The organism is Natrinema amylolyticum (assembly GCF_020515625.1).
Lineage (GTDB): Archaea > Halobacteriota > Halobacteria > Halobacteriales > Natrialbaceae > Natrinema > Natrinema amylolyticum.
In genome coordinates this window covers 222879-245116 of sequence record NZ_JAIWPJ010000004.1, presented here as the reverse complement: position 1 = coordinate 245116, position 22238 = coordinate 222879, and the positions used below count along the sequence as shown (strand labels likewise).

Below are 22238 nucleotides of genomic sequence, written 5' to 3'. Positions count from 1 at the left end.
TGTTGAAAATCGCGGCGGCGGGCGCCGTCATCGTCGCGCTGGGCGCGATTCTGAACGGGGCAACCATCAGGGGAGAGGGCGAACTGATGGGTATCTGGTCGGCGATCTTCGCCGTCTGGGGTTTCGGGCTAATCCTCGTCGGACTGGGCCTCTACGGTTTCATCTGGTGGCGACGGCGCCGGTGTCGACGTCGTACTCCTCGCAGGCCCGTTCGATCGACTCGAGGGCCATATCGCCGCGGTCGAGACGGACGATCACGTGTCCGTCGTCGGATTCGAACGATTCCATGTCTCCCCGTGGAACGGCCGTCGGAATAAACGTTGACACCGCGGCAGGCGGAGAGAGGCGCGAGTAGCTGCGATCCCGACCGTGTAGTGTCGATCCCTCCTATGTGGTGTCGGCGTACCGATCGCCCGCCGTCACCAAATTTGAAGTGCGGTCGAACAGTCGGTAGGGTATCTCATGGAGACTGTTAAATACGGGATCGTCGGCGTGACGGGGTACGGAAGCAACCACGCGGACGCGGTCGAAGCCGTCGACGGCGCGGAGGTCGTCGCGGGCACGGCCCGAAGCGAGGAGTCGATCGCGCCGTTCGAGGCGGACTACGACGCGGCGGAATACACCGACTACGAGGAACTGTTCGCCGAAGAGGAACTCGACGCTGTCAGCGTCTGTACGCCCTCGGGGACCCACGCCGAAATCGCGGTCGCCGCCGCCGAGGCCGGGATTCACGTCCTCTCGGAGAAACCGCTCGACGTCTACATCGAGCGCGTCGACCGGATGATCGACGCCGCCGATCGAAACGACGTTCGGCTCGGCGGGATCTTCCAGCGCCGCTTCACGCCAGAGCGGTGGACCGCCCGACAGTGGGTCGAGGAAGGGCGGTTCGGCGACCTGCTGCTGGCCGACACCGCGGTCAAGTGGTACCGCCCGCAAAGCTACTACGAGGACCACTGGCACGGTCGGCGCGATCTCGACGGCGGCGCACTCATACAGCAGGCGATCCACTTCGTCGACCTGCTCCAGTGGCTGACCGGCGGGATCGAGCGCGTGACCGCCGAGACCGAGACGATGGCCCACGAGATGGAGTGCGAGGACGTCGCGGTCGTCTCCCTCCGATTCGAGAACGGCGCGCGCGGCACGATCGAGGCGACGACGGGCGTCCGCGGCGGGCGCGAGCGCGTCGAACTGAACGGCACCGAAGGCTCGTACAACTCGGGGACGTTCGTCCTCGGAGACGAGGAGGTCGACCCCGAACTCGCCGACCCGCCCTGCGGGACGGGACTCGAGGGGCAGGTCCGGGACTTCGTCGGGGCGGTCCGCGAGGACCGCGATCCGATCGTCACCGGTCGAGAGGCGCGCGAGGCCGTCGAGGTCGTCCTCGCCGCCTACGCCTCGGCGGACCTCGATCGCCCCGTCCGCGTCGACGAGGTGCGCGATCTGCAGGACCACACCTGACGGGCGGTCAGTAAGCCGACGTCACGCCGACTCGAGGAACGTCGCACAGACCGGTTTCGGGACGTCGAGCGCCGCGACGAACTCGAGGCGTCCGGCCCCGTCGATCGCGAAGCTCACGACCGAGTCGCCGTGTTGATTGCAGGCGAGGAGCACCGAGCCGTCGGGAGCGAGCGCGATGTCGCGGGGCGTCTCCCCGCGCGTCGGTTCGTGGTCGACAGATTCGAGGCGGCCCGTCGCCGCGTCGACCGCGAAGACGCCGACGCTGTCGTGGCCTCGGTTGGAGACGTACACCCACCGACCGGACGGATGGACGTGGACGTCGGCGGACTCGTTGTCCCCGTCGAACGCGGCCGGCAGGGTACTCGTCCGGTCGATCGATACGAGCCCGCCGGTCCGAGGGTCGCGCTTGTACGCGCTCACCGTCGACTCGAGTTCCTCGACGACGTAACAGTAGGGCTCGGTCGGATGGAAGGCGATGTGACGCGGTCCCGCGCCCGGACGGGCGGTCACCGGCTCGGCCTCGGTCGGCCGGAGCGCGCTGGACTCGTCGGGGCGATAGATCTCGATGCGGTCCGTTCCGAGGTCCGGGACGTAACAGAACCGATTCTCCGGGCCGGGTGCGATCGCGTGCGGATGCGGGGCCGCTTGCCGCTCCGGGTCGGGGCCGGAGCCCTCGTGGGCGACGACGTCGGCGGCCTCGCCGAGTCGGCCGTCGTCCGCGAGCGGGTACGCCGCCACGGTCGCGCCCTGATAGTTTGCGACGAACGCGTAGCGGCCGGTCGCGTCGACGCTGACGTGACAGGGGCCGTCGCCCTCGCTCGAGCGACCGTTGAGCCGCGTGAGTCGGCCGCTCTCGGCGTCGATTCGGTATGCCGACCGCACCCGCCCTCGACGCGCTCGACCGCGTAGAGGGTTTCGCCGTCGGGGCGGATCGCCAGAAACATCGGGTTCGGTGCGGGTATGCGTGCGCGTTCGGTCGGCGTCCCGTCGGGCGGTATCTCCACGGTGACGATGCCGTCGACGTCGCTTCCGGCCGAACAGACGAACGTCAGCTGCGAACGCCGTCGAGTCACGGTCGAACGAAACGAGCGGGCGGGCCTTGGTTGCACCGGAACCGACTCGTCCGGCGGGTCGCTTACTCGTCGGGGGCGGGACGCGACTGCCCCTCCCGATCGGTGTCGACATCTCCGGACGCGTCGTCGGAGACGTACTCGAACACGTTGTCCTCGGCCTCGGATCCGTCCGCGAGGTCGTCGCTCGCCTCGTCGACATCGACGTCGGTATCGACGTCTTCCAGTTCGTCGGCGACGACCCCGTCGCCCTCCACGTCGACCGCCGTGTCGAACCGGTCGAGGGTGTTGCTCAACTGCCCGGCCTGCTCGGCCAGTCGGCTGGCGTTGTGCGACACCTGGGTCAGCGCCGACGTCTGCTCCTCGGCGGACGCGGCGACGGACTCCGTCTCTTTGGACGTCTGTCTGCTGATCGTCGCGACGTCGTCGACCACCTCGGCCGTCTCGTTGACGGCGACGGCCTGATCGTCGGTGGCCGTGCTGATCTCCTGGACACCCTCGTTGGTTCGCTCCGCGTACGTGGCGATCTCCTCGAGCGCCTCGACGGCCTCCTCGACGGTGTCGACGCTCTTGGTGACCTGCTCGCTCGTCCGTCCGACGACCGTGGCGGCGTCGTCGGCCGCCGCCTGCACGCTCGTCAACTGCTGTTCGATCTGCTCGGTCGCCTCCCTGGTCTCCTGTGACAGTTGCTTCACCTCTTTGGCGACGGCACCGAACCCGTCGCCGCCGTCGTCGTGGGTTCTCGAGGCCTCGATATTGGCGTTGAGCGCGAGCATGTTGGTCTGCTCGGCGATTTCGTCGATGAACTCGATCAGGTCGTCGATCTGCTCGACTTCCCGCTCGAGGCGCTCGAACTGCTCGACGACGTCGTCGGTGTCGTCAGCGACGATGGTCATCTCCTCGGCGGCCTGATTGGCCGCCTCCCGTCCGCGCTCGCCAGCCGTGGCGGTCCGTTCGGCGATGTCCGCCACTGCATTCGAGGACGACGCGATCTCCTCGGTCGTCGACGAGAGCGTGTTCAGTTCGCCGGTCGCCTCCTCGACGTATTCGTGCTGGCGCTCCGCGCCGTCGGAGATCCGCTGGACGGACTCGGAGACCTGCTCGCTCGCGTTCCTGACCTCTTCGGAACTGGCGGTCACCTCCTCGCTCGCGGCCGCGACCTCGGTGGCGAACTGTTTGACGTGCGCGGTCGTCTCCTCGATGGCACCGATCATCTCGTTGAACTCTAGGGCGATCGACTCCATCGCGTCGTTGTCGCTGTCGGGATCCATCCGCTGCGTGAGATCACCCTGCGCGCACTCGCGCATGACCTGACTGAACTCGTCGGCCTTGCGTTCGAGATGCTCGTTGGTGCGTTGGGTCTCCTGTTTCGCCTCTTCGGCCGTCTGTCGGGCCGTTTCGGTCTCATGGATGTGGTCGCGTAACGCGTCACGCATCGATCCGAACCTGTCGTAAAGCTGTCCGATCTCGTCGACCCGAGACGTCTGGAGGTCCACGTCGAGCTTCCCCTCCTCCATCGTCTGGGCCTTGTCCCGCAGCTGCCTGAGCGGCCCCGAGGTCTGCCGTCCGATGACGAACGTGATCCCGAGCACCGCTATCAGTCCGACGCCCACGACGCCGAGCATGGACTGACCGACGATGTTCGCGGTTTGAAACGCGACCGATCTCGGGACCGTCGTGACCAGCAGCCAGTCGGTACCAGGGGCGGTGCCGGAGATCATCGTGGCCGCGTGGACGTGCGAGTCGCTTTCGAGCGTTTCGATCGACTCGATACCCAGGTCCGCCTCGCCGTTACGTATCTCCGACGGGAGTGGCGCGTTCTCGGCCCCGGCCACCACCGAGGCGTTGTCAGCGGTGACGATCGTCGTTTCTTGTTCGTCGAACGGCTGGTGGAGTCCCAGCACCTGCTCTTTGATGCCGCCGACGAGGACGACGACCCTGTCCTCGTCGCCCATCACCGGCGTGGAGAAGTAGACGGCGCGACCGTCGGCGGCCTCGTAGGACCGTTCGCTCATGTCCACCTGGTACACCGAGTCGCTGATGTCCTGATACTGCGAGGCGTCCGCCCACGGTTCATCGATATCCTCGAGGGTTTCGCCGCTCGAGCCCTTGGAATGGGAGGCGATGAGCGTCCCGTTGGTACGGTCGATCACGTGGACTTCCCGGACCGTTTGGGGCATGTTATTCGATCGAGAAATCAGCTGCCCCTCGATGATTTCGGGGTCGTCGCCTTTGAGTTCATCGTCAGTGGCCACCGCGCTCGTCTGACGTTTCATCTCCTGGATCCAGTCGCCGACTCCGTTGCTCTGGATCGACGCCACTGACCGCATCTGTTGGTCGGCGTTGTTCTCGACGGAGTTGTTGGCGCGGACGTAGCCGACGCCTCCCACGAGCGCGAGTATAATGACGAAGATGAGCAGCAATACGCCCAACTTGTACGCAAACCGCTGCCGAATGACGGACGGAGTGATCGTTCGAATAAGTCGTCCCCCGATCGAGCTTTCACTACTCACCCCGGATCCCCTCCACTGGCCAGTCTACATTCATATCCTACCTCAAAATATTCTCCATAGTAAATAAATCTTGCTAGGCATCTCTTTCGGCACGCGTGAACAATGGGACGGAACGATTCTATAGCAGTTGCTAGTTCTTTCGCTCGTCCGGCGTCCGAGACGCGTGACGGAACGGAGAGCACATCATTTATATTTGCGTAGACTGTGCCGTCAAGTAATACATGATGACGGATAACCCTCGATACGAACCCCGGATTGAGGACGAGACGCTCTATCTGGAACGCGGACAACGTCGTCTCGAGGTCGGCCCGATGGCCAGCATCGTCGAGTTGGTCGGCGGCGAAACGTATACGCTCGAATACACCGATCAGCAAAGCGCAGCCGCGTGGTTAGCGACGGACGACGACAATACGATCACGTTCGATACCCGCGAAGTTGTAGGGGAGATGCCTCACACCGAGGAATTCGTCGCAAATCTCGAGAACTGCTCGATCGACGAGACGACTGCCGACGGCTATCCCAAACGGACGTCGCTGTTCGTCGACCTCCTCCTCGAAATCTGGGAGTCGAAAGGGAATCTCGACGCGTAGTCGCAGGAAAATTGTCGAGACAGCGTTTCGCGTCCGTGATCGGATTCGTCGTCGAACGAGCTGAGCGGTTCGAACGCCTCTATTTCGACGACGCGGACGTGAACAACTACGATGGCGAGAACCGACTCGTCCGCGGGCCGATGAGCGGAAGCATGGTGGCCGGACTTCTGTGACTTATCGGCGTACGAACACCACTCCTACGGCGCGGACTACCGCTGGGCGAGCTACGGACTCCCATGGCGGAACCTTGAGTTCGACGAGGCAACGGAGCTGCTCGACCCCGACAATGAGGCGCGACTGTTCTCTGTCCTCAACGAACGGTGTGCGAAGGGCGACTCCCCGCTGAATCTCACCGTTATGAACTTGATTACCAATGCCTATCTCCACACCGGCGACAACCGGTACCGGGAGTGGTTCACCGACTATTTTGAGAGGCGCGAGCGTACCGCCGAAAACGGCGGGATCATCCCGACAACGTCGGCCGCTCGGGCGAGACTGTGGAGTACACCGGTGGCAAGTGGTTCGGCGGCTACTACGGCTGGCCGTGAGGCGGCTGGCACCACGTCGGTATTGGTCCGACGATCGCCGCAGAGAATGCCGTTCTGTTCGAGGGCGACCGGGGGTACCTCGAGTCGAACACGATTCGGGTATCGCTCCTGAGCGGCTTGCAACTATCGCTGTCGACGGCCCTTGATCGCTTCGCGAACGACCCGAGCTACGAACTCCCCTGAGAGGACGATTGAGGCGCAGTCGAGCGTATGAGGGGCACGGAATCTGTGAAGGGAACGGACACCGGGTGTGGATCGATAGCGAGTTCAGGACCCGATCGATAGCTTCGTCTCGAGATCTCGAGTATGACGCAGAACGCGCTCAACTGTGGCGTCTGGATCCAGTCACAAACGCCCTATTGAAACTAACTCGGATCGGTAACCGGTAAGGGACGGTCACGTACTTGCACCACTGTATCCGGTTCGAGACCGCTCGTGGCGTTTCCACCTACAATTATGTAATGCCGAACGAAACGATCGATTCTCCCACGCTCTGTAGTCACCTGATACTGCGGGATTAGCGGCTTAAACCGACTAGTACTCCTTGACGAATCCCTCGTTGGGACTGAGTAGAGACGTCCGGACGATGTCCTCATCATGAACGTTCCGTCTGATTTAAGGTTCCTGTTATCGGTTTACACGGATAAATTCGGTAATACCGGAAACGCCTGTCCTTCGCTCTCGAGACTCCTATTACATTCGTATGCTTGTATAGTCTTGATCACCGACCGTCCCGTATATGTTCCCAAACGAATTACTCGGGCCGGCCGTACGTTATCTCGTCTCCGAATCTGCGAACCACTGGAGTGACGGGCTACCTCTCATCCTCGTTCCCCAGTCCGAGACGGAACTATGGAGAGACTTATATCGATTCCACGCTCTTCGTTCGATCCGGCGATACCGGATGAATTACGAATAAGTCATGTTCACTTCGATAACGTTCGCAGTGCTCAGGACGGTCTTTGGAATTTCGGTCGCAAACATTTCGTCGTCGAACCGGTTCGTCGGTCCGGAAACGCTGATCGCGCCCATCGGTTCTTCGTTGTCGTCACAGATCGGCGCTGCGACACACCGCATTCCGGCGACCCGTTCTTCGTCGTCGATCGCGTATCCTTGGTCGCGAACCTTCGTCAAGTGGCGTTTCAGTTCATCGACCTCAGTAATCGTCTTCTCGGTCACCCCGGGAAGTCCGTGTCGATCGATAATTTCGTCGACGTCCGCTTCGGAGAGCCTCGAGAGAATCGCCTTTCCCATTGCGGTGGTGTGGAGATGTACTCGCTTGCCGATGTGCGTATCGAGATTCACCGCGTCCGGTCCTTTAGCCTTGTTAAGGAAGATCCCCTTGCCGTGTTCCTCGATCATGAGATTCGCGTGCTCACCCGTTTCTTCCGCCAGTTTCTTGATTTCGGGGGAGGCGATCTGGTAGAGTTTCATCTGACTGCGGGCGAACCCGCCGAGTTCGAGAAATCGCGCACCGATGTGATAGGTTCCTCCCTCATTGACGAGGTATTCGGCTTCGGCGAGCGTCCGGAGGTGATCGTGAACCGTGCTATTCGCCATTCCGAGTTCGGCGGAGAGTTCGGTAACGCCCGCTCCATTGAGTTCGTGAAGCGTTTCGATGATTCTGAACGTCGTCGCAGCGGCTTGGACCGGGTAGCGTGAATCGTCGGTCATATCTCCCTAGTATAGACCGGTTCTATATAATAGTTATCCGGCGTGGCCGGACATTTTCGCGATACTGTCGCAGTCGTCAACGAGGAGCGATCGCCGACCGTTCTGTGAGGGCAACTGGCTTCGACACGTCCGACTGAGACGTGAATCGCACTCGAGAGAGACGATTCGAGAGGTCTTCGAATCGCATCGCTTTCCTGTTTTAGTTGACGGGACGGCCTTGACTTGCAATGTATCCGATTTGTGTGTAGGATAAATAGTTATGTTTATATAATGGTCTACTCATTGGGTAACCATGGCAGATAGGGTCAACCATAGATTCACGGGTAGAATGCAAACCGATAGTTCGGTCTCACGACGACGATTTCTTTCGGCGGCCGGTGTCGCTGGGGTCGTTGGAACCGCAGGCTGTATCGGCGGCAGTGAGGATAACGAATTAGATTTCTCGGAGTACGACGGCGAGGAAGCAACGGTCGAGTACAGTACTGCGCCGCTCTTCGGAGACATCAAAGACCAGCTGAAGGAGTCGATGCGAAACGCTGGCCTCCACGAAAACATCGACGTCGAGTTTTCGACTGGCGTCTGGGGCGCGGACGATCAGGAGGATCGGTACAACCAGATCCTCCAGGCCGGCCGAAGCACGCCGGACATTATGCTAACCAACTTCTCGTACACGTCCTCGTTCGCGCCGCGGGGATGGTTAGTCGATCTGAACGAGGCACTCCCCGAGGAGAAACTCGACGAGATCGAGAGCGACTATCATCAGGTGATGGTCGATTCGATGCGGTGGGATGGTGGCCTGTACGGCGTTCCGCAGTTCGTCGACATTCCGGCGATCCTCTACCGCAAAGATTACGTCGAGAACGCCGGCTACGATCCGGAGGGCGAAAACTGGGCGACAGAGCCGATGCAGTGGGAGCAGTTCGCTGAAATCGCTCGCGATGCGAGAGAGGCGAACGACGTCGATCACGCCTACACGACGACGCTTAATCAGCGGACGATCGGTCACCAGACCGGCTACGAGAAGGTCGTCACGATGGGCGGGAACTACTTCGGTGACATGGAAAACCAGCACGGACCCATCGGGGACCGGCCAATCACGATCGACGACGAGCCGGTGATCGAGGCGCTCCAATTACTGCGAACGTTCATGCACGGGTCCGACGACGAACATGCTCTGGACGGGATGACCGGGGATATCCTCCCATCCGAGGCGCTCGGCTGGGACACGCAACCGTCCCAGGAATCGTTCGCTGCTGGCGAAGCGGTCTTCCACCGGAACTGGTCGTACGCGATCGCACAGTTCGCGGGCGAGGACGCGTTCGGGGACAACATCGGCCTCATGCCGTTCCCCTACGGCGTGAGCAAGGACGAAGCGGAGTACGACGGGACCGGCGGAACAAACGCGACGCTCGGCGGCTGGCACCTCTCGCTGAACCCGAACTCCGAGAACCTCCCCGCGGCCGTCGAAGTGCTGAAGGCGATGACGTCTGACGAGTTCTATCTCGATATCTTCGAGTACACCGGGTCGACACCACCGAAGCCAGCCCTGTACGAGTCAGATCAGGCGCAGAACGTCTCGGTGATGAGCCGCTATCTCGACACGCTCCAGCTCCAATCGGAGAATCAATGGGTCCACCCGATCAACCAGATCTGGGACTCGCAGAAGGATGCGATCGCCGACGAGTTCCACGCATGTCTCAACCAGGAGCAGTCGCCTGAAGAGGCCGTTACGTCGGCACAGGAAGCCGTCGAAGAAATCGAAAACTCCAACCTCTAGTCGCCCTGACGGCCACCATTCGAACAGGGAGAACGAAACTTACAAGATTGTTCGCGAATCTTGTGTGCAATAGGCCACTACAATGTTAGAGAACGTATACCGCGCTGTATCGCCCATCCTATACAGGATTGAACGGTTAGACGAGGACAAGTACGGGTATCTCCTTATCGGACCCATGATCCTCGTCCTCTCGGTTCTCGCATTTTATCCGCTTCTTCGGACGTTGTGGGTCTCGCTCCACAGCGATGATCTCTACGGTTCACATCCGGTCGGAGCATTCAACGGCTTCGATACGTACGCCGCGATTCTCAGCGGAGACGCCAACATCATTCTCAGCGACCCGTTTTTCAGCCTGAGCAATCCGCTTTCGAGTGCGCTCGTCATCACGCTCCTCATTACGGCCGTGAGCGTCACTCTGGGGACCGTTCTCGGTCTCGGAATGGCGTTACTTCTTAACAAGGGGTTTCGCGGCCGCGCGGTCGCACGGATGGTCGTTCTCCTCCCGTGGTCGATCCCGATCGTCATTCAGGGCATGATCTTCTACCTGCTGTTCCAGCCGTCGATCAGCTTCCTCGTCGAGCCGCTGCACAGCCTCGGACTGTTCTCGGCGAATCCGCTCGTCAGTACGCGCGATTCGATCATCGTCGTTATTCTAGTCGACGTCTGGCGGCGGGTGCCGTTCATCGCGCTCATTATCCTCGCCGGTCTCGCGAGCGTGGATCAGAGCCTCTATGACGTGGCGAAGGTCGCCGGTGCCTCGAAGTGGCAGGAGTTCAAACTGATCACGTTCCCACTGATCAAACCCGTCGTCTTCATCGGCATGATCTTCTACACGATCAGTTCGATGAAGGTCTACGGTGTCGTGGAGGCGTCTGCGGGCTGTGGTACGGTTCCGACGCTGACGTGCCTCGTCGTCGACACGTTCCGAATGCAGCGGTGGGCGACTGCGTCCGCGATCGCCTTCCTGACGGCGCTCATCATCGCACTCATCGTGATGGTGTATCTCGTCCAATTCCGCAACGAGGTGACTACCAGTGAGTAATCCAGTTCAAGATGAGTCCCGAAGCCGCGTCGGCCAGTTCGTCGATCTGCTCATCAACAACCCGTACGATACCTACAGGATCCTATTCTACGTAGGGCTGACGTCGTTCATCATCGTTACGTTGTTCCCATTCTATTGGTTGTTCGTCCTCGCGATCACGCCCAGCGATCAGCTCTACGGGATGGGGATCCTTCCCGAAGGGACCAACGTCGGGGTGTTCATCGAAATATTCCAACAGTACCCGATCCACCACTACATCTTCAATAGCGTCGTCATCGCGTCGATCACCGTCGTGATCTGCCTGTTGCTCGGCAGTCTCGCGGGATACGCGTTCGGGCGTGTCGATTTCCGGGGCAAGGGACCGCTAATGTTGCTCTTGCTCGTCGTCTCGTACTTCCCCGGGATCGCGTATCTGATTCCGCTCTACGAGATGCTGACGGGCACGCTAACCATCGGTCCGTTCATGACGCCGGACCTCTACAACACGCCGTGGTCGATGGCCTTCCCGTTCACGATGTTGACCCTCCCGCTCACGATCTTCATCTTGACGACGTTCTTCAGCCAGATCCCCGACGGACTGGAAGACGCTGCCAGGGTCGAAGGGACGACGCGACTCGGAGCGCTATTCCGGGTCATCCTTCCGCTGTCGGCCCCCGGCGTCACGACGGCCGCGATCATCGTCTTCATCAGCGTCTACCGTGAGTTCTTCTTCTCGTTCATGATGACCGACGGTGAAGCCGACAACTGGGCGGTCCTCGTCTACGGGATCCTCGAGTTCGAACAACAGAGCGGACAGCTGTACAACATGATGGCGGCGGCGAGCATCGTGGGGATCATCCCCGTTGCACTGGTCGTCGTCTTCGCGCAGAAACACATCGTTAGAGGCTTAACTCAAGGCGGCTTAAAGGAGTGACAACATGGGACACGTTAATCTCAACGACACGACGAAACGGTACGACTCCGTCGTTGCAGTCGACGAAATGAACCTCGAGATCGAGGACGGCGAGTTCCTCTGTCTCGTCGGCCCGTCGGGCTGTGGAAAATCGACGACGCTGGAAATGATTTCAGGACTCACGCTCCCGTCGGACGGCACGGTCGAGATCGCCGGCGAGGACGTGACGAACGAACCGCCCAAGGATCGGAACATTTCGATGGTCTTCCAGAACATCGCGCTGTTCCCGCACATGGACGTCTACGAGAACATCAGCTTCGGGCTTCGGCTGCGAAACTTCGAGCAAGACGAGATCGACCGCCGCGTCGAGAAGGCGGCGAAGACCGTCCAGCTTCAGGGAATGCTCGATCGCAGCCCGAGCGAACTCTCCGGCGGGCAACAACAGCGCGTCGGGATCGCCCGCGCGATCGTCCGCGAACCGGAAGTGTTCCTCATGGACGAACCCCTCGCGAACCTCGACGCGAAGCTTCGCGTCCACATGCGGACCGCGATCCAGCGGCTACAGAAGAACCTGGGAATCACGACGGTATACGTGACCCACGACCAGGAGGAAGCGATGACGATGGCGGACCGTATCGCCATCATCAATAAGGGGAACCTGCAGCAGTGCGCCCCGCCTCTCGAGTGTTACAATCAGCCGGTCAACGAGTTCGTTGCGAGCTTCATCGGGAGCCCGTCGATGAACATCTTCGACGGAGCCATGAGCGGGGAGACGATCGACCTCGAGCACTTCCAGCTCCGTCACGAGCTCGGTACCGAACGCGACGGCACTGACGTCAGGGTCGGCATCCGTCCGGAAGACGTCTACCTCGTCTCGAGCCCGGACGACCCCGCGACGCCGAGTGACCCCTTCGAGGCCGTCGTCGACGTGCTCGAGCCGGTCGGCGATCAGACGTACGCCTACCTGGTTCCCCAGACCGCCGCGTCGGACGAAACGGAAGTCATGGGCGGGGACGCCGCGGAGTTGCTCGTGACTATCGATCCCGATACCGTCATCGAAGAGGACGAGACGGTCGAAGTCGTCCTCGATCGAGACAAGGTGCACCTCTTCAAGGGATCCACGGGCGACGCGATCGCACACTCGCTCGTCGACCGGGTTTCGATGGAAGCCGAGGCCGGCTCGTCCGAAGAGATTCAGGGGTGATCGAACGATGGTGACGACTACCGGTATCCTGTTCATCGTGTCCGCCGTCATCCTGTTTTTCTTCTGGATCTACGGGATCGTCTCGTTCTACTTCGATCTGCGGTACCGGTTCCTCCCGGCCGCACGGACGTACCTGCGCGACGATGAACGGGCCCACCGTCCCGATCCGGAAGAGTACATCTAGGCGTCCTTCCGTCTCGGACCGGCGTCGGTTTTCGTCGCCGTTTCGAAACCTCCCGTCCGTCTCCGTGGACAGTGATACGGCCGCTTTCGACCGTGGAGCCCTCCGTTTCTTCGTTACACCGATCGTGACAGACGGTGGACCGGGAGGTCGAAACCGACGGCTAAGACCGTTTCTTCGCCACGAGTTGCCGATATCCGGCAGTAACACATCAGTAAAGCGAATAGTACTGTGGCAGTGCGACTCGATTTCTGGGATGGACGTCGGTACCGGCGTGCATATCGCAGCGAGACGGCGGACCGACCGGATAACACGCCAGTGAGCGGAGGGATTTAGACCGTTCGTCCCGATGACCCGGACGAGATGACCGAGCCCACGGAGCCGACTGCGTCGTTTCGGATCGAACCGCCTGCCGAATCGAACCGAGACGCGGAGTCGACGGACGACCTCGCGACCGAACGCTTTCAGCGCACGATCGACGCCTGCCGCGACGACGGCGGCGGTACCGTTACCGTCTCGAGCGGCGAGTACGTCCTCGGAACCGTCCATCTCCGCAGTGACGTGACGCTCCGCCTCGAGGCGGGGGCACGTCTGCGCCCCGCCGAGTCGGAGTCGGCGTACGTCGACCGCCACGTCGGCCCCGACGGCGAGCGGCCGTTCGTCCTCGCTGAGGGCGTCGAGAACGTCGCCGTCGTCGGCGAGGGGACGATCGACGGACGGGGGACCGAGATCATGGACACGGACGAACCGATCCGTCAGCACTCCGGCGAGAGCGAGGGACATCCGCTCGTCTCGAACGCGCCCCATCGCGCCCGACAGGGCGATGACTACCTCGATTGGTCGGGAGCGATCGACGAGTGGCCGGTCGCGAAGCCGTCGTTTCGGCCCGGACCGATGATTCACCTCGTCGACTGTGAGGGGGTTTCGATCCGCGATATCACGCTACGAGACATGCCCGCGTGGACGCTCAGCCTCGATGACTGCGTCGATGTCGATATCCGCGGCGTCACGATCCGCAACCACATGCGGATCCCGAACTGTGACGGGATCGCGATCGGCAACTCCCGCAACGTTCGGGTCGCCGACTGCGCGATCGAGGCCTGCGACGACGCGATTACGCTCGTCTCTCACGACGACCGAAAACGGCCCTGCGAGCACGTGACCGTCACCAACTGCACGCTCGCCTCGAGCGCGTGTGCGATCAAATTCGGCTCCGAGACCGGCGGCGATATCCGCCACTGTACGTTCGATAACTGCGTCGTCTACGGCTCGAACCGGGGGCTGGGGATCCAGCACCGCGACGGCGGCTTGATCGAGCACGTCCTGTTCTCGAACATCACCGTCGAGACGCACCTGCTTCCGGGGCCGTGGTGGGGGAAAGCCGAGCCGATCTACGTGACGTCGGTCCCGCGCGACGACGACACTGATCTCGGTGCGGTCAGAGACGTCCGGTTCGCGAACGTCGTCGCCGACGCGGAGAACGGTGCGCTCCTCTACGGACACGCGGACGCGACGCTCGAGGAGATCCGCCTCGATGCAGTCTCGCTGTCGATCGAGGGCGGCCGCTATGCGGACCGCGTCGGCGGGAACGTCGATCTCCAACCGACCGCGGTAACGGCCCCGATTTACGAGTCCGATATCTCCGGGCTCCACTGCGAGCGCGTCACCGATCTCGCGCTGTCCGACGTGGCTCTCAAGTGGGGCGACGAGCTTCCGGACTACTTCGCCCACGGGATCCGCTGTGTCGACGTCGAGAGGCTCGCGATCGACGGGTTCGCGGGACGGCAGGCACGGCCGGAAGCGACGGCGTCAACCGCGGGGACGGCAGAGACGGGGTCGGTCACGACGGCCGCAGCGATCTCGCTCCGGGGAACGACGACGAGTACGATCAGGAACTGCCGGGCGAGTCCGGGGACCCGGACCTTCCTCTCTGCGAGGGACTGCGACGACGACCGCCTGTTCGCGAACAACGATTGCACTGCCGCCGAGACGCCGATCGACGGCGACTGCGGCTACCGGACCGCGGGCAACGTCCCGCCGCTCTGATTCCGGCGTCGAGACAGCGTCCTCCCCCTCGGCGCGGTGTTGAGGTCTACCGCTCTCGTCGCTGCCAGTGCCGCCGCCGGCGAGTCGACGGGTCGACCGCTCAGTTTCGCGCTCGCGTCCCCGCGCCGACGTGGTGGCCAATGACAAGATCCAAATCCGTGGCATCAGTTAGTCACGCTCACGCAATGGAGACACAGCTAGAAACGTTCGAAACGAACCTCGGAAACGTCCGGACCGCCGTTACTCGGACCTCACCGGCCGCGTTTCAGGACGCGCTCGCCGACGTCGTCGACGAGCCCGCGATCGGCGCCTCGCTCCCCTTCGAGGAGATCACGCTCGAGGGAACGGACATCGTCCTCGATCCGACGCCCGACCAGCTCCGCGAGGCTGCCTGCGGTGTGACCCCCGCCGCGCTCGGCGTCGCCGACTACGGCTCGGTCGTCCTCGAGTCGACGCCGGCGGGTGCCGAACTCGCCGGTCTCTTTCCCGACCGGCACGTGATCGTCGTTCGGGAGCGGGATCTCGTCCCCGATATGGCGTCGGCGTTCGAGCGCTTGGGCGACCGGTTCCGAAACGGCAACGGAGACGCCGTCATCGCGACCGGTCCGAGCGCGACCGCCGACATGGGCGAACTCGTCTACGGCGTGCACGGCCCGCGAGAGACGCACGCGGTCATCGTGGAGGAATAATGGCGAGCGAGCGATCCCGGAAAGCCGATCGGATCCGGCACGTCATGGAAACGGAGGGCGACAGCGTCGAGCGCAACGCCCGCGGATTCAACGAGGGGCGATACGAGTCCGTCGCCCGACTCGAGGACTACGACGCGTACAAGGACCGAGCGCGGGCTATCAAGGAAGACGCGATCGAACGCCTTCCCGAGCTGATCGAGCAGGTGCGCGAGGCGGTCGAGGCGAACGGCGGGACTGTCTACGTTGCCGACGATGCCGCCGACGCGAACCGGTACGTCCGCGAACTCGCCCGCGAGCGGGCGGCCGAGACCGTCGTCAAGTCGAAATCGATGACGACCGAGGAGATCGACCTCAACGAGCACCTAGAGGCCGAGGACTGCGAGGTCTGGGAGACCGATCTGGGCGAGTTCGTTCTGCAGGTGGCCGACGAAGCGCCCAGTCACCTCGTCGCGCCGGCGATCCACCAGTCGCGCGAGGAGATCGCCGCCCTGTTCAACGAGTACTTCGAACCCGAGGAGGAACTCGAGACGGCCGAGGAGCTGACCGCGTTCGCGCGGGAGTACCTCGGCGAGCGGATCGAGGACGCGGACATCGGCGTGACCGGCGCGAACTTCGTGACGGCGGACACGGGGACGATGGCGCTGGTAACCAGCGAGGGCAACGCCCGCAAGACCGTCGCCGTGCCCGACACGCACGTCGCGGTGGCGGGCGTCGAGAAGGTAATCCCGACGTTCGAGGACCTCCAGCCGTTCGTCGAACTGATCGCGCGCTCGGGGACGGGACAGGACATCACCTCCTACGTCTCTCTCTTCTCGCCGCCGGTCTCGACGCCGCCGGTCGATTTCGATGACGACGAGCCGATCGCCGACGATCCGGCCGAGCGGGACTTCCATCTCGTCTTGCTGGACAACGGCCGGATGGATATGCGCGACGACGACCAGCTCCGGGAGACCCTCTACTGTATCCGGTGTTCCGCCTGTGCGAACTCGTGTGCGAACTTCCAGTCCGTCGGCGGCCACGTCTTCGGCGGCGAGACCTATTCGGGCGGGATCGCGACCGGCTGGGAGGCCGGCGTCCACGGTCAGGAGTCGGCCGACGAGTTCAACGACCTCTGTACCGGCTGCTCGCGGTGTGTCAACCAGTGTCCGGTGAAGATCGACATCCCGTGGATCAACACGGTCGTCCGGGATCGGCGCAATCGCGGGGCCGAAGGCGGAGAGCTCGACTTCCTGGTCGAGGGACTCACTCCGGACGAGGAGCCCGCAGGCCTCGACCTGCAAAAGCGCTTCTTCGGTAACTTCTCGACGCTCGCGAAACTCGGATCCGCGACCGCACCCGTATCGAACTGGGTCGCGGACACGCTGCCCTCGCGAGCGCTCATGGAACGGGTCATCGGCGTCGACCGCCGCCGTGACCTGCCCGAATTCGAGCGCGAGACGTTCGTCGAGTGGTTCCGGAACCGGGACGAGCCCCGGCCTGTCGACGCCGACTACCACGCCGTCGTCTACCCCGACCTCTACACGAACTACATCCGGACCGACCGCGGGAAGGCGGCCGTCCGAACGCTCGAGGCGCTGGGCGTCGCGGTCGAAGTCCCCGACGTCGCCTCATCCGGTCGCGCGCCGCTCTCCCAAGGGATGATCGCCACCGCTGAAGACCACGCTCGCGACGTCGCCGCCGACCTCGAGTCCCACCTCGAGGCGGGCTACGACGTCGTCGTGATCGAACCCAGCGACCTCGCCATGTTCCGCGGCGAGTACGAGCGACTCCTCGACGCGGACCGCTACGAGGCCCTCGCCGAGCGCAGCTACGAGGTCTTCGAGTACGTTTACGGCCTCCTCGAGAACGGGGCCGATCCGGCCCCGTTGCGTGGCGTCGACGCGGGCGGCGTCGGAGCCGACATCGCGTACCACTCCCACTGCCAGCAACGAACGCTCGAACTCGAGGCCTACACGACGGACGTCCTCGACCGATTGGGGTACGACGTCCTCACCTCCGACGTCGAGTGCTGTGGCATGGCGGGGAGCTTCGGCTACAAGAGCGAGTACTACGAACTGAGTATGGACGTCGGCGACCGACTCAGAGAGCAGTTCGAGTCGCCAGACGCCGCCGATCGAACGGTCGTCGCGAGCGGGACGTCGTGTCTCGAGCAACTGGACGGGCTCCTCGCCCGTCGGCCGCGCCACCCGATCTCGCTCGTCGCACCGGACGAGTCCGAGTGATCGGGCGGGTGCGGTCCGTCCCCGCGACCCGAGAGAAAGATTCAAGATCCAGGACAGGAATTCTGAGGTGATGCAATTCGTTCGATTCGCGACCAGCGGTGGCGTCCGCTGGGGCGTTACCGTCGACGACCAGTCGTACGCGCTGGACCGTTTCGGAGAACCGACGATCGAGGACCTCGCGACGCCGGGCTACCGTCGCCGCGTCCGCCGCGCCGTCGAGACGGGGGAACTCCCGGAAATCGACGAGCCCGAGGACCGGCTGGCCCCGATCCCGTCGGTCGAGCAGATCATCTGTATCGGGCTGAACTACTTCGATCACGCCGAAGAGCAGGACGAGGAGATCCCGGACAAGCCGATGCTCTTCGCGAAATCGCCCTCGAGCGTCACCGATCCCGACGCGCCGATCGTCCATCCCGAGGACGTCGAGCAGGTCGACTACGAGGTCGAACTCGGCGTCGTCATCGGTCGGACCGCCTGCGACGTCTCGGCCGACGAGGCCGAGGAGTACGTCGCGGGCTACACGGTCGTCAACGACGTCAGCGCGCGCGACGCCCAGTTCGAGGACGGCCAGTTCTTCCGGGGTAAGAGCTACGACACGTTCGCACCGATGGGGCCGGCCCTGACCGCACCCGAAGCGATCGACGCCAACGACGCCGACGTCGAACTTCGGGTCAACGGCGAGGTGAAACAGGAGTCCTCGACCGCGGAGTTCATCTTTGACGTCGGCGACGCCATCGAGTACCTCAGTCACAGAATGACCCTGCAGCCGGGCACCGTCATTTCGACCGGCACGCCGGGCGGCGTCGGCATCTTCCGCGATCCGCCGGAACTGCTCTCACCGGGCGACACGGTCGAAGCCGAGGTCGAGGGCATCGGCACGCTCGAGAACCACGTCGTCGGCGAGTAACGGCATCGATTTCGGCCACGTTAGAGTTCTCCTTCGATTTTCGCGGTTCGGGTCGCACTCGCGTCTCGAGCCACGACCCGCCGCACCCGAATCTATAAGCGTCGGTTGCTCCAATCCCGGTATGTGACAACATACGTGAGGGACCGCCATCCCACCAGACCCGTCACCCTCCGGGTCGATTACGAGCCCGCACCCAGTACCGTCGCACCGGAGACGCCCGATTTCTCGTGGCGAGTCGCGTCTCCCGATCGCGGCGCGCGCCAGACCGCCTATCGGATCCTCGTCGCCCGATCCGAGGCGGCGCTCGAGGACGGACGCGGCGACTGCTGGGATTCCGGGAAGGTGGCCGTTCCGGATTCGACGTGCGTCCCCTACGACGGCGTCCCGCTCGAGTCGGCGACCGACTACTACTGGACCGTCCGCGTTTGGGACGAAACCGACGAGCCCTCGGAGTGGGCCGAACCGGCCCGGTTCTCGACGACGCTCGCGGGCGAGTCCGAGTGGGAGGGCGAGTGGATCGGCTACCGTCCCGACGGCGGCGATTCGAACGGCTACCGGAGCCACTGGCACCCCGCCGATGCGGACGTCGCGGAGTGGGTACAGGTCGATCTGGGCGACGTTCGCCGATTCGAACGGATCGAACTCCACCCGGCCGATCCGTTCGACGGACCGACGACGCCCGACGGAACGGCGGTATCGGAACGCTACAGCCACGAGGCGGAGTCGGACGCCGTCACGAACGGCCCTGCCGGATTCGGGTTTCCGTCGGACTACCGGATCGAAGTCGCCGACGATCACGCGTTCGAAGACGCGCGAACCGTCCTCGAGCGGACCGATGCGGAAAACCCCGCTCCCGACGGTGTGACCGTCGATGCGGACGGCGAGGCGCGGTACGTCCGCGTCGTCGCGTCCGATCCCTACGAGTTCGATCCCGCCTCGCCGCCGTCCAGCCACCCGAAGTTCGATCCCGAGCACATCCGCGAGGAGCGCCGCGCCTGGCAGGTGTTCGCGCTGGCCGCACTCGTCGTCCGGGACGAGACCGGCGCGGACATCGCGGCGGAGCAGCCGGTCGCGGCGTCCTCGAGCGTCGAGACCGCTACCTGGGGACGAGAGAAGTTAGTGGACGGCCACGAGGAGTCTCGTACCGCCCCCGGATCGCCGCTGTTGCGGACCGAAGTCGATCTCGAGACCGACGTGGCCCGCGCCAGCGCACACGTCTGCGGGCTCGGCTACGGCGAGTTCTACGTAAACGGCGAGCGGGTCGGCGACGACGCGTTGAACCCGGACTGGACCCAGTACGACGAGCGGGCGGTCTACAGCACCTACGACGTCACCGACCACCTCGAGGCCGGCGCGAACGCCGTCGGACTCTGGCTCGGCCGCGGCTGGTTCGGAAAGAACGTCCAGAACTGGACCGGCTTCGGCGCCCCGCGGGGGCTCCTCCAACTCGAGATCGAGTACGGAGACGGCACCACGCGCACCGTCTCGACGGACGGCTCCTGGCGGGCGGCCTCGAGTCCCGTACTCGAGAACGACCTCTACGACGGCGAGAGATACGACGCACGCGAGGAGTACGAGGGGTGGGCCGATCTCGGCTTCGACGACGCCGGCTGGGAGCCCGCGACGGTCGTCGACGGGCCGGGCGGTGACCTCGTCCCCCAGCAGACGCCGCCAATCCGAGTCACCGAGACGGTCGAGCCCGAGGCGGTCCTCGAGCACGACGAGGGGACGATCCTCGACTTCGGGCGGAATCTCGTCGGCTGGGTCGAGTTGACCGTCGAGGGCGCGTCGGCGGGCGACGAGATCGAACTCCGCCACGCCGAAACGCTGCTCGAGGACGGGAGCCTCGCGCTTGCGGACCTTCGGTCGGCCGACGCGACCGACACCTACGTCGCGAACGGTGCGCCCGTCGAGACCTACGAGCCGCGCTTCACCTACCACGGGTTCCGGTACGTGCAGGTGACGGGGTATCCTGGCGACCTCGAGCCCGAACGCGTCACCGCGAAGGTGGTCCACACCGACCTCGATCCGATCGGCGCGTTCGACTGCTCGAACGAGGAGCTCTCACGGGTTCAGCGGAACGCCGAGTGGGGCCTGCGCGGGAACGCCCACGGCGTGCTCACCGACTGCCCGCAGCGCGACGAGCGCTTCGCCTGGACCGGCGACAACCACATCGCCGCGCGGGCGCTGTGCTACAACTTCGACGCCGACCGGTTCTATCGCAAGTGGATGGACGACCACGCGGACGTTCGCTCCGAGCACGGCTACATCGCCGACACCGTCCCCTACGGCTACGGAACGATCCCCGAGGATCGGACTTGGGGGATCACGCAGGTGACGATCCCCTGGCACCTCTACCGTCACTACGGCGACGTCGGCGTCCTCGAGCGCCACTACGAAGGGATGCGTCAATACCTGGAGTACTGGCATTCCGAGTCCGACGACGGACTGGTGTCCGGCGAGTACGGCAACTACGGCGACTGGTTGACCTTCGAGAACGCGGACGGCCGTCGCGGGCTCCCGTTCGATCTGTACAATACCGCCTTCCACTACCACACGACGAACCTGTTCGCGAAGATCGCCGCCGTTCTCGACCGCACGGACGACGCCGAGCGCTACGCCGCCCGCGCCGAGTCGATCGCAGCGACGTTCAACGAGGCATTCTTCGACGTCGACGCCGGTCGGTACGGGCCGGGAACGCAGTCCTCGTACGCGGTCCCGCTGTTCGTCGGCCTCGTGCCCGACGAACACGCCGAGGCCGTCGCCGCCAATCTCGCCGAGACGGTGCGGGCGGACGGCGGCAAACTCCGGACCGGCTTCCTGGGGACCCGGCCGCTCGTCCACGCGCTCGTCGATTTCGGCCACGAAGAGGTCGCCTACGAGGTCGTCAGTCAGCCCGAACGCCCCGGCTGGGTGTACATGTCCCGCCAGGGCGCGACCACGATGTGGGAGCGCTGGGACGCCGACGATCACATCGGTGACGGGATGAACTCCTTCAATCACTCCCCGCTCAACTTCGTCTCCGAGTGGTTCTACACCGCGCTGGCCGGGCTCCGGTTCGACGACTCGATGCACGGCCGCGGCTCGGTCGAAATCGCTCCCGCGATCGTCGACGATCTCGAGTGGGCCGCCGGCGAAATCGAGACCGTCAACGGAACGCTCGCCTCGCACTGGGAGCGAACCGACGATGGGCTCGTTCTCGAGGCGGAGGTACCCTGGAACACGACGGCGACGGTTCGACTCCCCGCCGACGAGGACGCGGTCGTCGACGAGGGCGGCGAGCGGCTCTGGGAGGGAGAACCGGCCGATGCGCTTCCGAACGGCGTCAGTTCCGTTCGACTCGAGGACGGAGAGTTCGTCGCCGAAATCGGTGCCGGAACCTACGCGTTCGAACGCCGACGAGAGAACTGAACGCGGGGTGAGTC

At 63.7% G+C, this 22238-nt stretch carries 15 protein-coding genes and 2 pseudogenes; 13 read left to right on the top strand and 4 right to left on the bottom strand.

Going from position 1 to position 22238, the window contains the following annotated elements; genetic code table 11:
- Nucleotides 1-165: 165 nt before the first annotated feature.
- Nucleotides 166-288 (bottom strand): annotated as a pseudogene (locus LDH66_RS19815) (PPC domain-containing DNA-binding protein); the annotation flags it as partial.
- A 174-nt stretch (nt 289-462) separates the two neighbouring features.
- Here LDH66_RS19815 and LDH66_RS19810 point away from each other — a divergent pair.
- On the top strand, nt 463-1458 hold the full coding sequence (locus LDH66_RS19810) for a Gfo/Idh/MocA family protein (RefSeq protein ID WP_226482813.1): 996 nt from the start codon (nt 463-465) through the stop codon (nt 1456-1458).
- Nucleotides 1459-1479: 21 nt separating this feature from the next.
- On the opposite strand, the gene LDH66_RS19805 is transcribed toward LDH66_RS19810, so the two are convergent.
- Nucleotides 1480-2340, bottom strand: coding sequence for a lactonase family protein (locus LDH66_RS19805; RefSeq protein ID WP_226482812.1), 861 nt, complete (start codon nt 2338-2340; stop codon nt 1480-1482).
- 253 nt (nt 2341-2593) lie between these two features.
- On the bottom strand, nt 2594-5041 hold the full coding sequence (locus LDH66_RS19800) for a methyl-accepting chemotaxis protein (protein ID WP_226482811.1): 2448 nt from the start codon (nt 5039-5041) through the stop codon (nt 2594-2596).
- 221 nt (nt 5042-5262) lie between these two features.
- On the opposite strand from LDH66_RS19800, the gene LDH66_RS19795 reads away from it, so the two are divergent.
- Both LDH66_RS19795 and LDH66_RS23325 read left to right on the top strand, forming a co-directional pair.
- Nucleotides 5263-5631 (top strand): hypothetical protein, encoded by a 369-nt coding sequence (locus LDH66_RS19795; protein ID WP_226482810.1) that lies wholly within the window; start codon nt 5263-5265, stop codon nt 5629-5631.
- Between the two features lie 47 nt (nt 5632-5678).
- A pseudogene (locus tag LDH66_RS23325) lies at nt 5679-6263 on the top strand (DUF8034 domain-containing protein); the annotation flags it as partial.
- An 825-nt stretch (nt 6264-7088) separates the two neighbouring features.
- Here the strand turns inward: LDH66_RS23325 and LDH66_RS19785 are convergent.
- Entirely contained in the window at nt 7089-7853 is a 765-nt protein-coding gene (locus LDH66_RS19785) for an IclR family transcriptional regulator (RefSeq protein WP_226482808.1), read from the bottom strand.
- A gap of 328 nt (nt 7854-8181) precedes the next feature.
- Between LDH66_RS19785 and LDH66_RS19780 the strand changes: the two genes are divergently transcribed.
- The 10 genes from LDH66_RS19780 (at nt 8182) to LDH66_RS19735 (ending at nt 22224) form a co-directional block, all read left to right on the top strand.
- Nucleotides 8182-9630: an extracellular solute-binding protein gene (locus tag LDH66_RS19780; RefSeq protein ID WP_226482807.1), complete on the top strand. Its 1449-nt coding sequence runs from the start codon at nt 8182-8184 to the stop codon at nt 9628-9630.
- A 175-nt stretch (nt 9631-9805) separates the two neighbouring features.
- Nucleotides 9806-10672, top strand: coding sequence for a carbohydrate ABC transporter permease (locus LDH66_RS19775; RefSeq protein WP_226482806.1), 867 nt, complete (start codon nt 9806-9808; stop codon nt 10670-10672).
- Nucleotides 10665-11585, top strand: a complete 921-nt coding sequence (locus LDH66_RS19770; RefSeq protein ID WP_226482805.1) for a carbohydrate ABC transporter permease — start codon at nt 10665-10667, stop codon at nt 11583-11585. Before LDH66_RS19775 ends, LDH66_RS19770 begins: the two co-directional genes overlap by 8 nt.
- Nucleotides 11586-11589: 4 nt before the next feature.
- Entirely contained in the window at nt 11590-12768 is a 1179-nt protein-coding gene (locus tag LDH66_RS19765; RefSeq protein WP_226482804.1) for an ABC transporter ATP-binding protein, read from the top strand.
- A 7-nt stretch (nt 12769-12775) separates the two neighbouring features.
- The gene (locus tag LDH66_RS19760; protein ID WP_226482803.1) at nt 12776-12952 is read left to right on the top strand and encodes a DUF8005 family protein; all 177 of its coding nucleotides are present in this window, start codon (nt 12776-12778) and stop codon (nt 12950-12952) included.
- 360 nt (nt 12953-13312) lie between these two features.
- Nucleotides 13313-14995, top strand: coding sequence for a glycoside hydrolase family 28 protein (locus LDH66_RS19755; protein WP_226482802.1), 1683 nt, complete (start codon nt 13313-13315; stop codon nt 14993-14995).
- Between the two features lie 185 nt (nt 14996-15180).
- The gene (locus LDH66_RS19750; protein ID WP_226482801.1) at nt 15181-15684 is read left to right on the top strand and encodes a LutC/YkgG family protein; all 504 of its coding nucleotides are present in this window, start codon (nt 15181-15183) and stop codon (nt 15682-15684) included.
- Nucleotides 15684-17906 (top strand): LUD domain-containing protein, encoded by a 2223-nt coding sequence (locus LDH66_RS19745; protein WP_226482800.1) that lies wholly within the window; start codon nt 15684-15686, stop codon nt 17904-17906. The genes LDH66_RS19750 and LDH66_RS19745 overlap by 1 nt, the downstream gene beginning before the upstream one ends.
- A 70-nt stretch (nt 17907-17976) precedes the next feature.
- Nucleotides 17977-18813: a fumarylacetoacetate hydrolase family protein gene (locus LDH66_RS19740; protein WP_226482799.1), complete on the top strand. Its 837-nt coding sequence runs from the start codon at nt 17977-17979 to the stop codon at nt 18811-18813.
- A gap of 123 nt (nt 18814-18936) precedes the next feature.
- Complete coding sequence (locus LDH66_RS19735; RefSeq protein WP_226482798.1) at nt 18937-22224, top strand: family 78 glycoside hydrolase catalytic domain; 3288 nt, start codon at nt 18937-18939, stop codon at nt 22222-22224.
- Nucleotides 22225-22238: the final 14 nt, after the last annotated feature.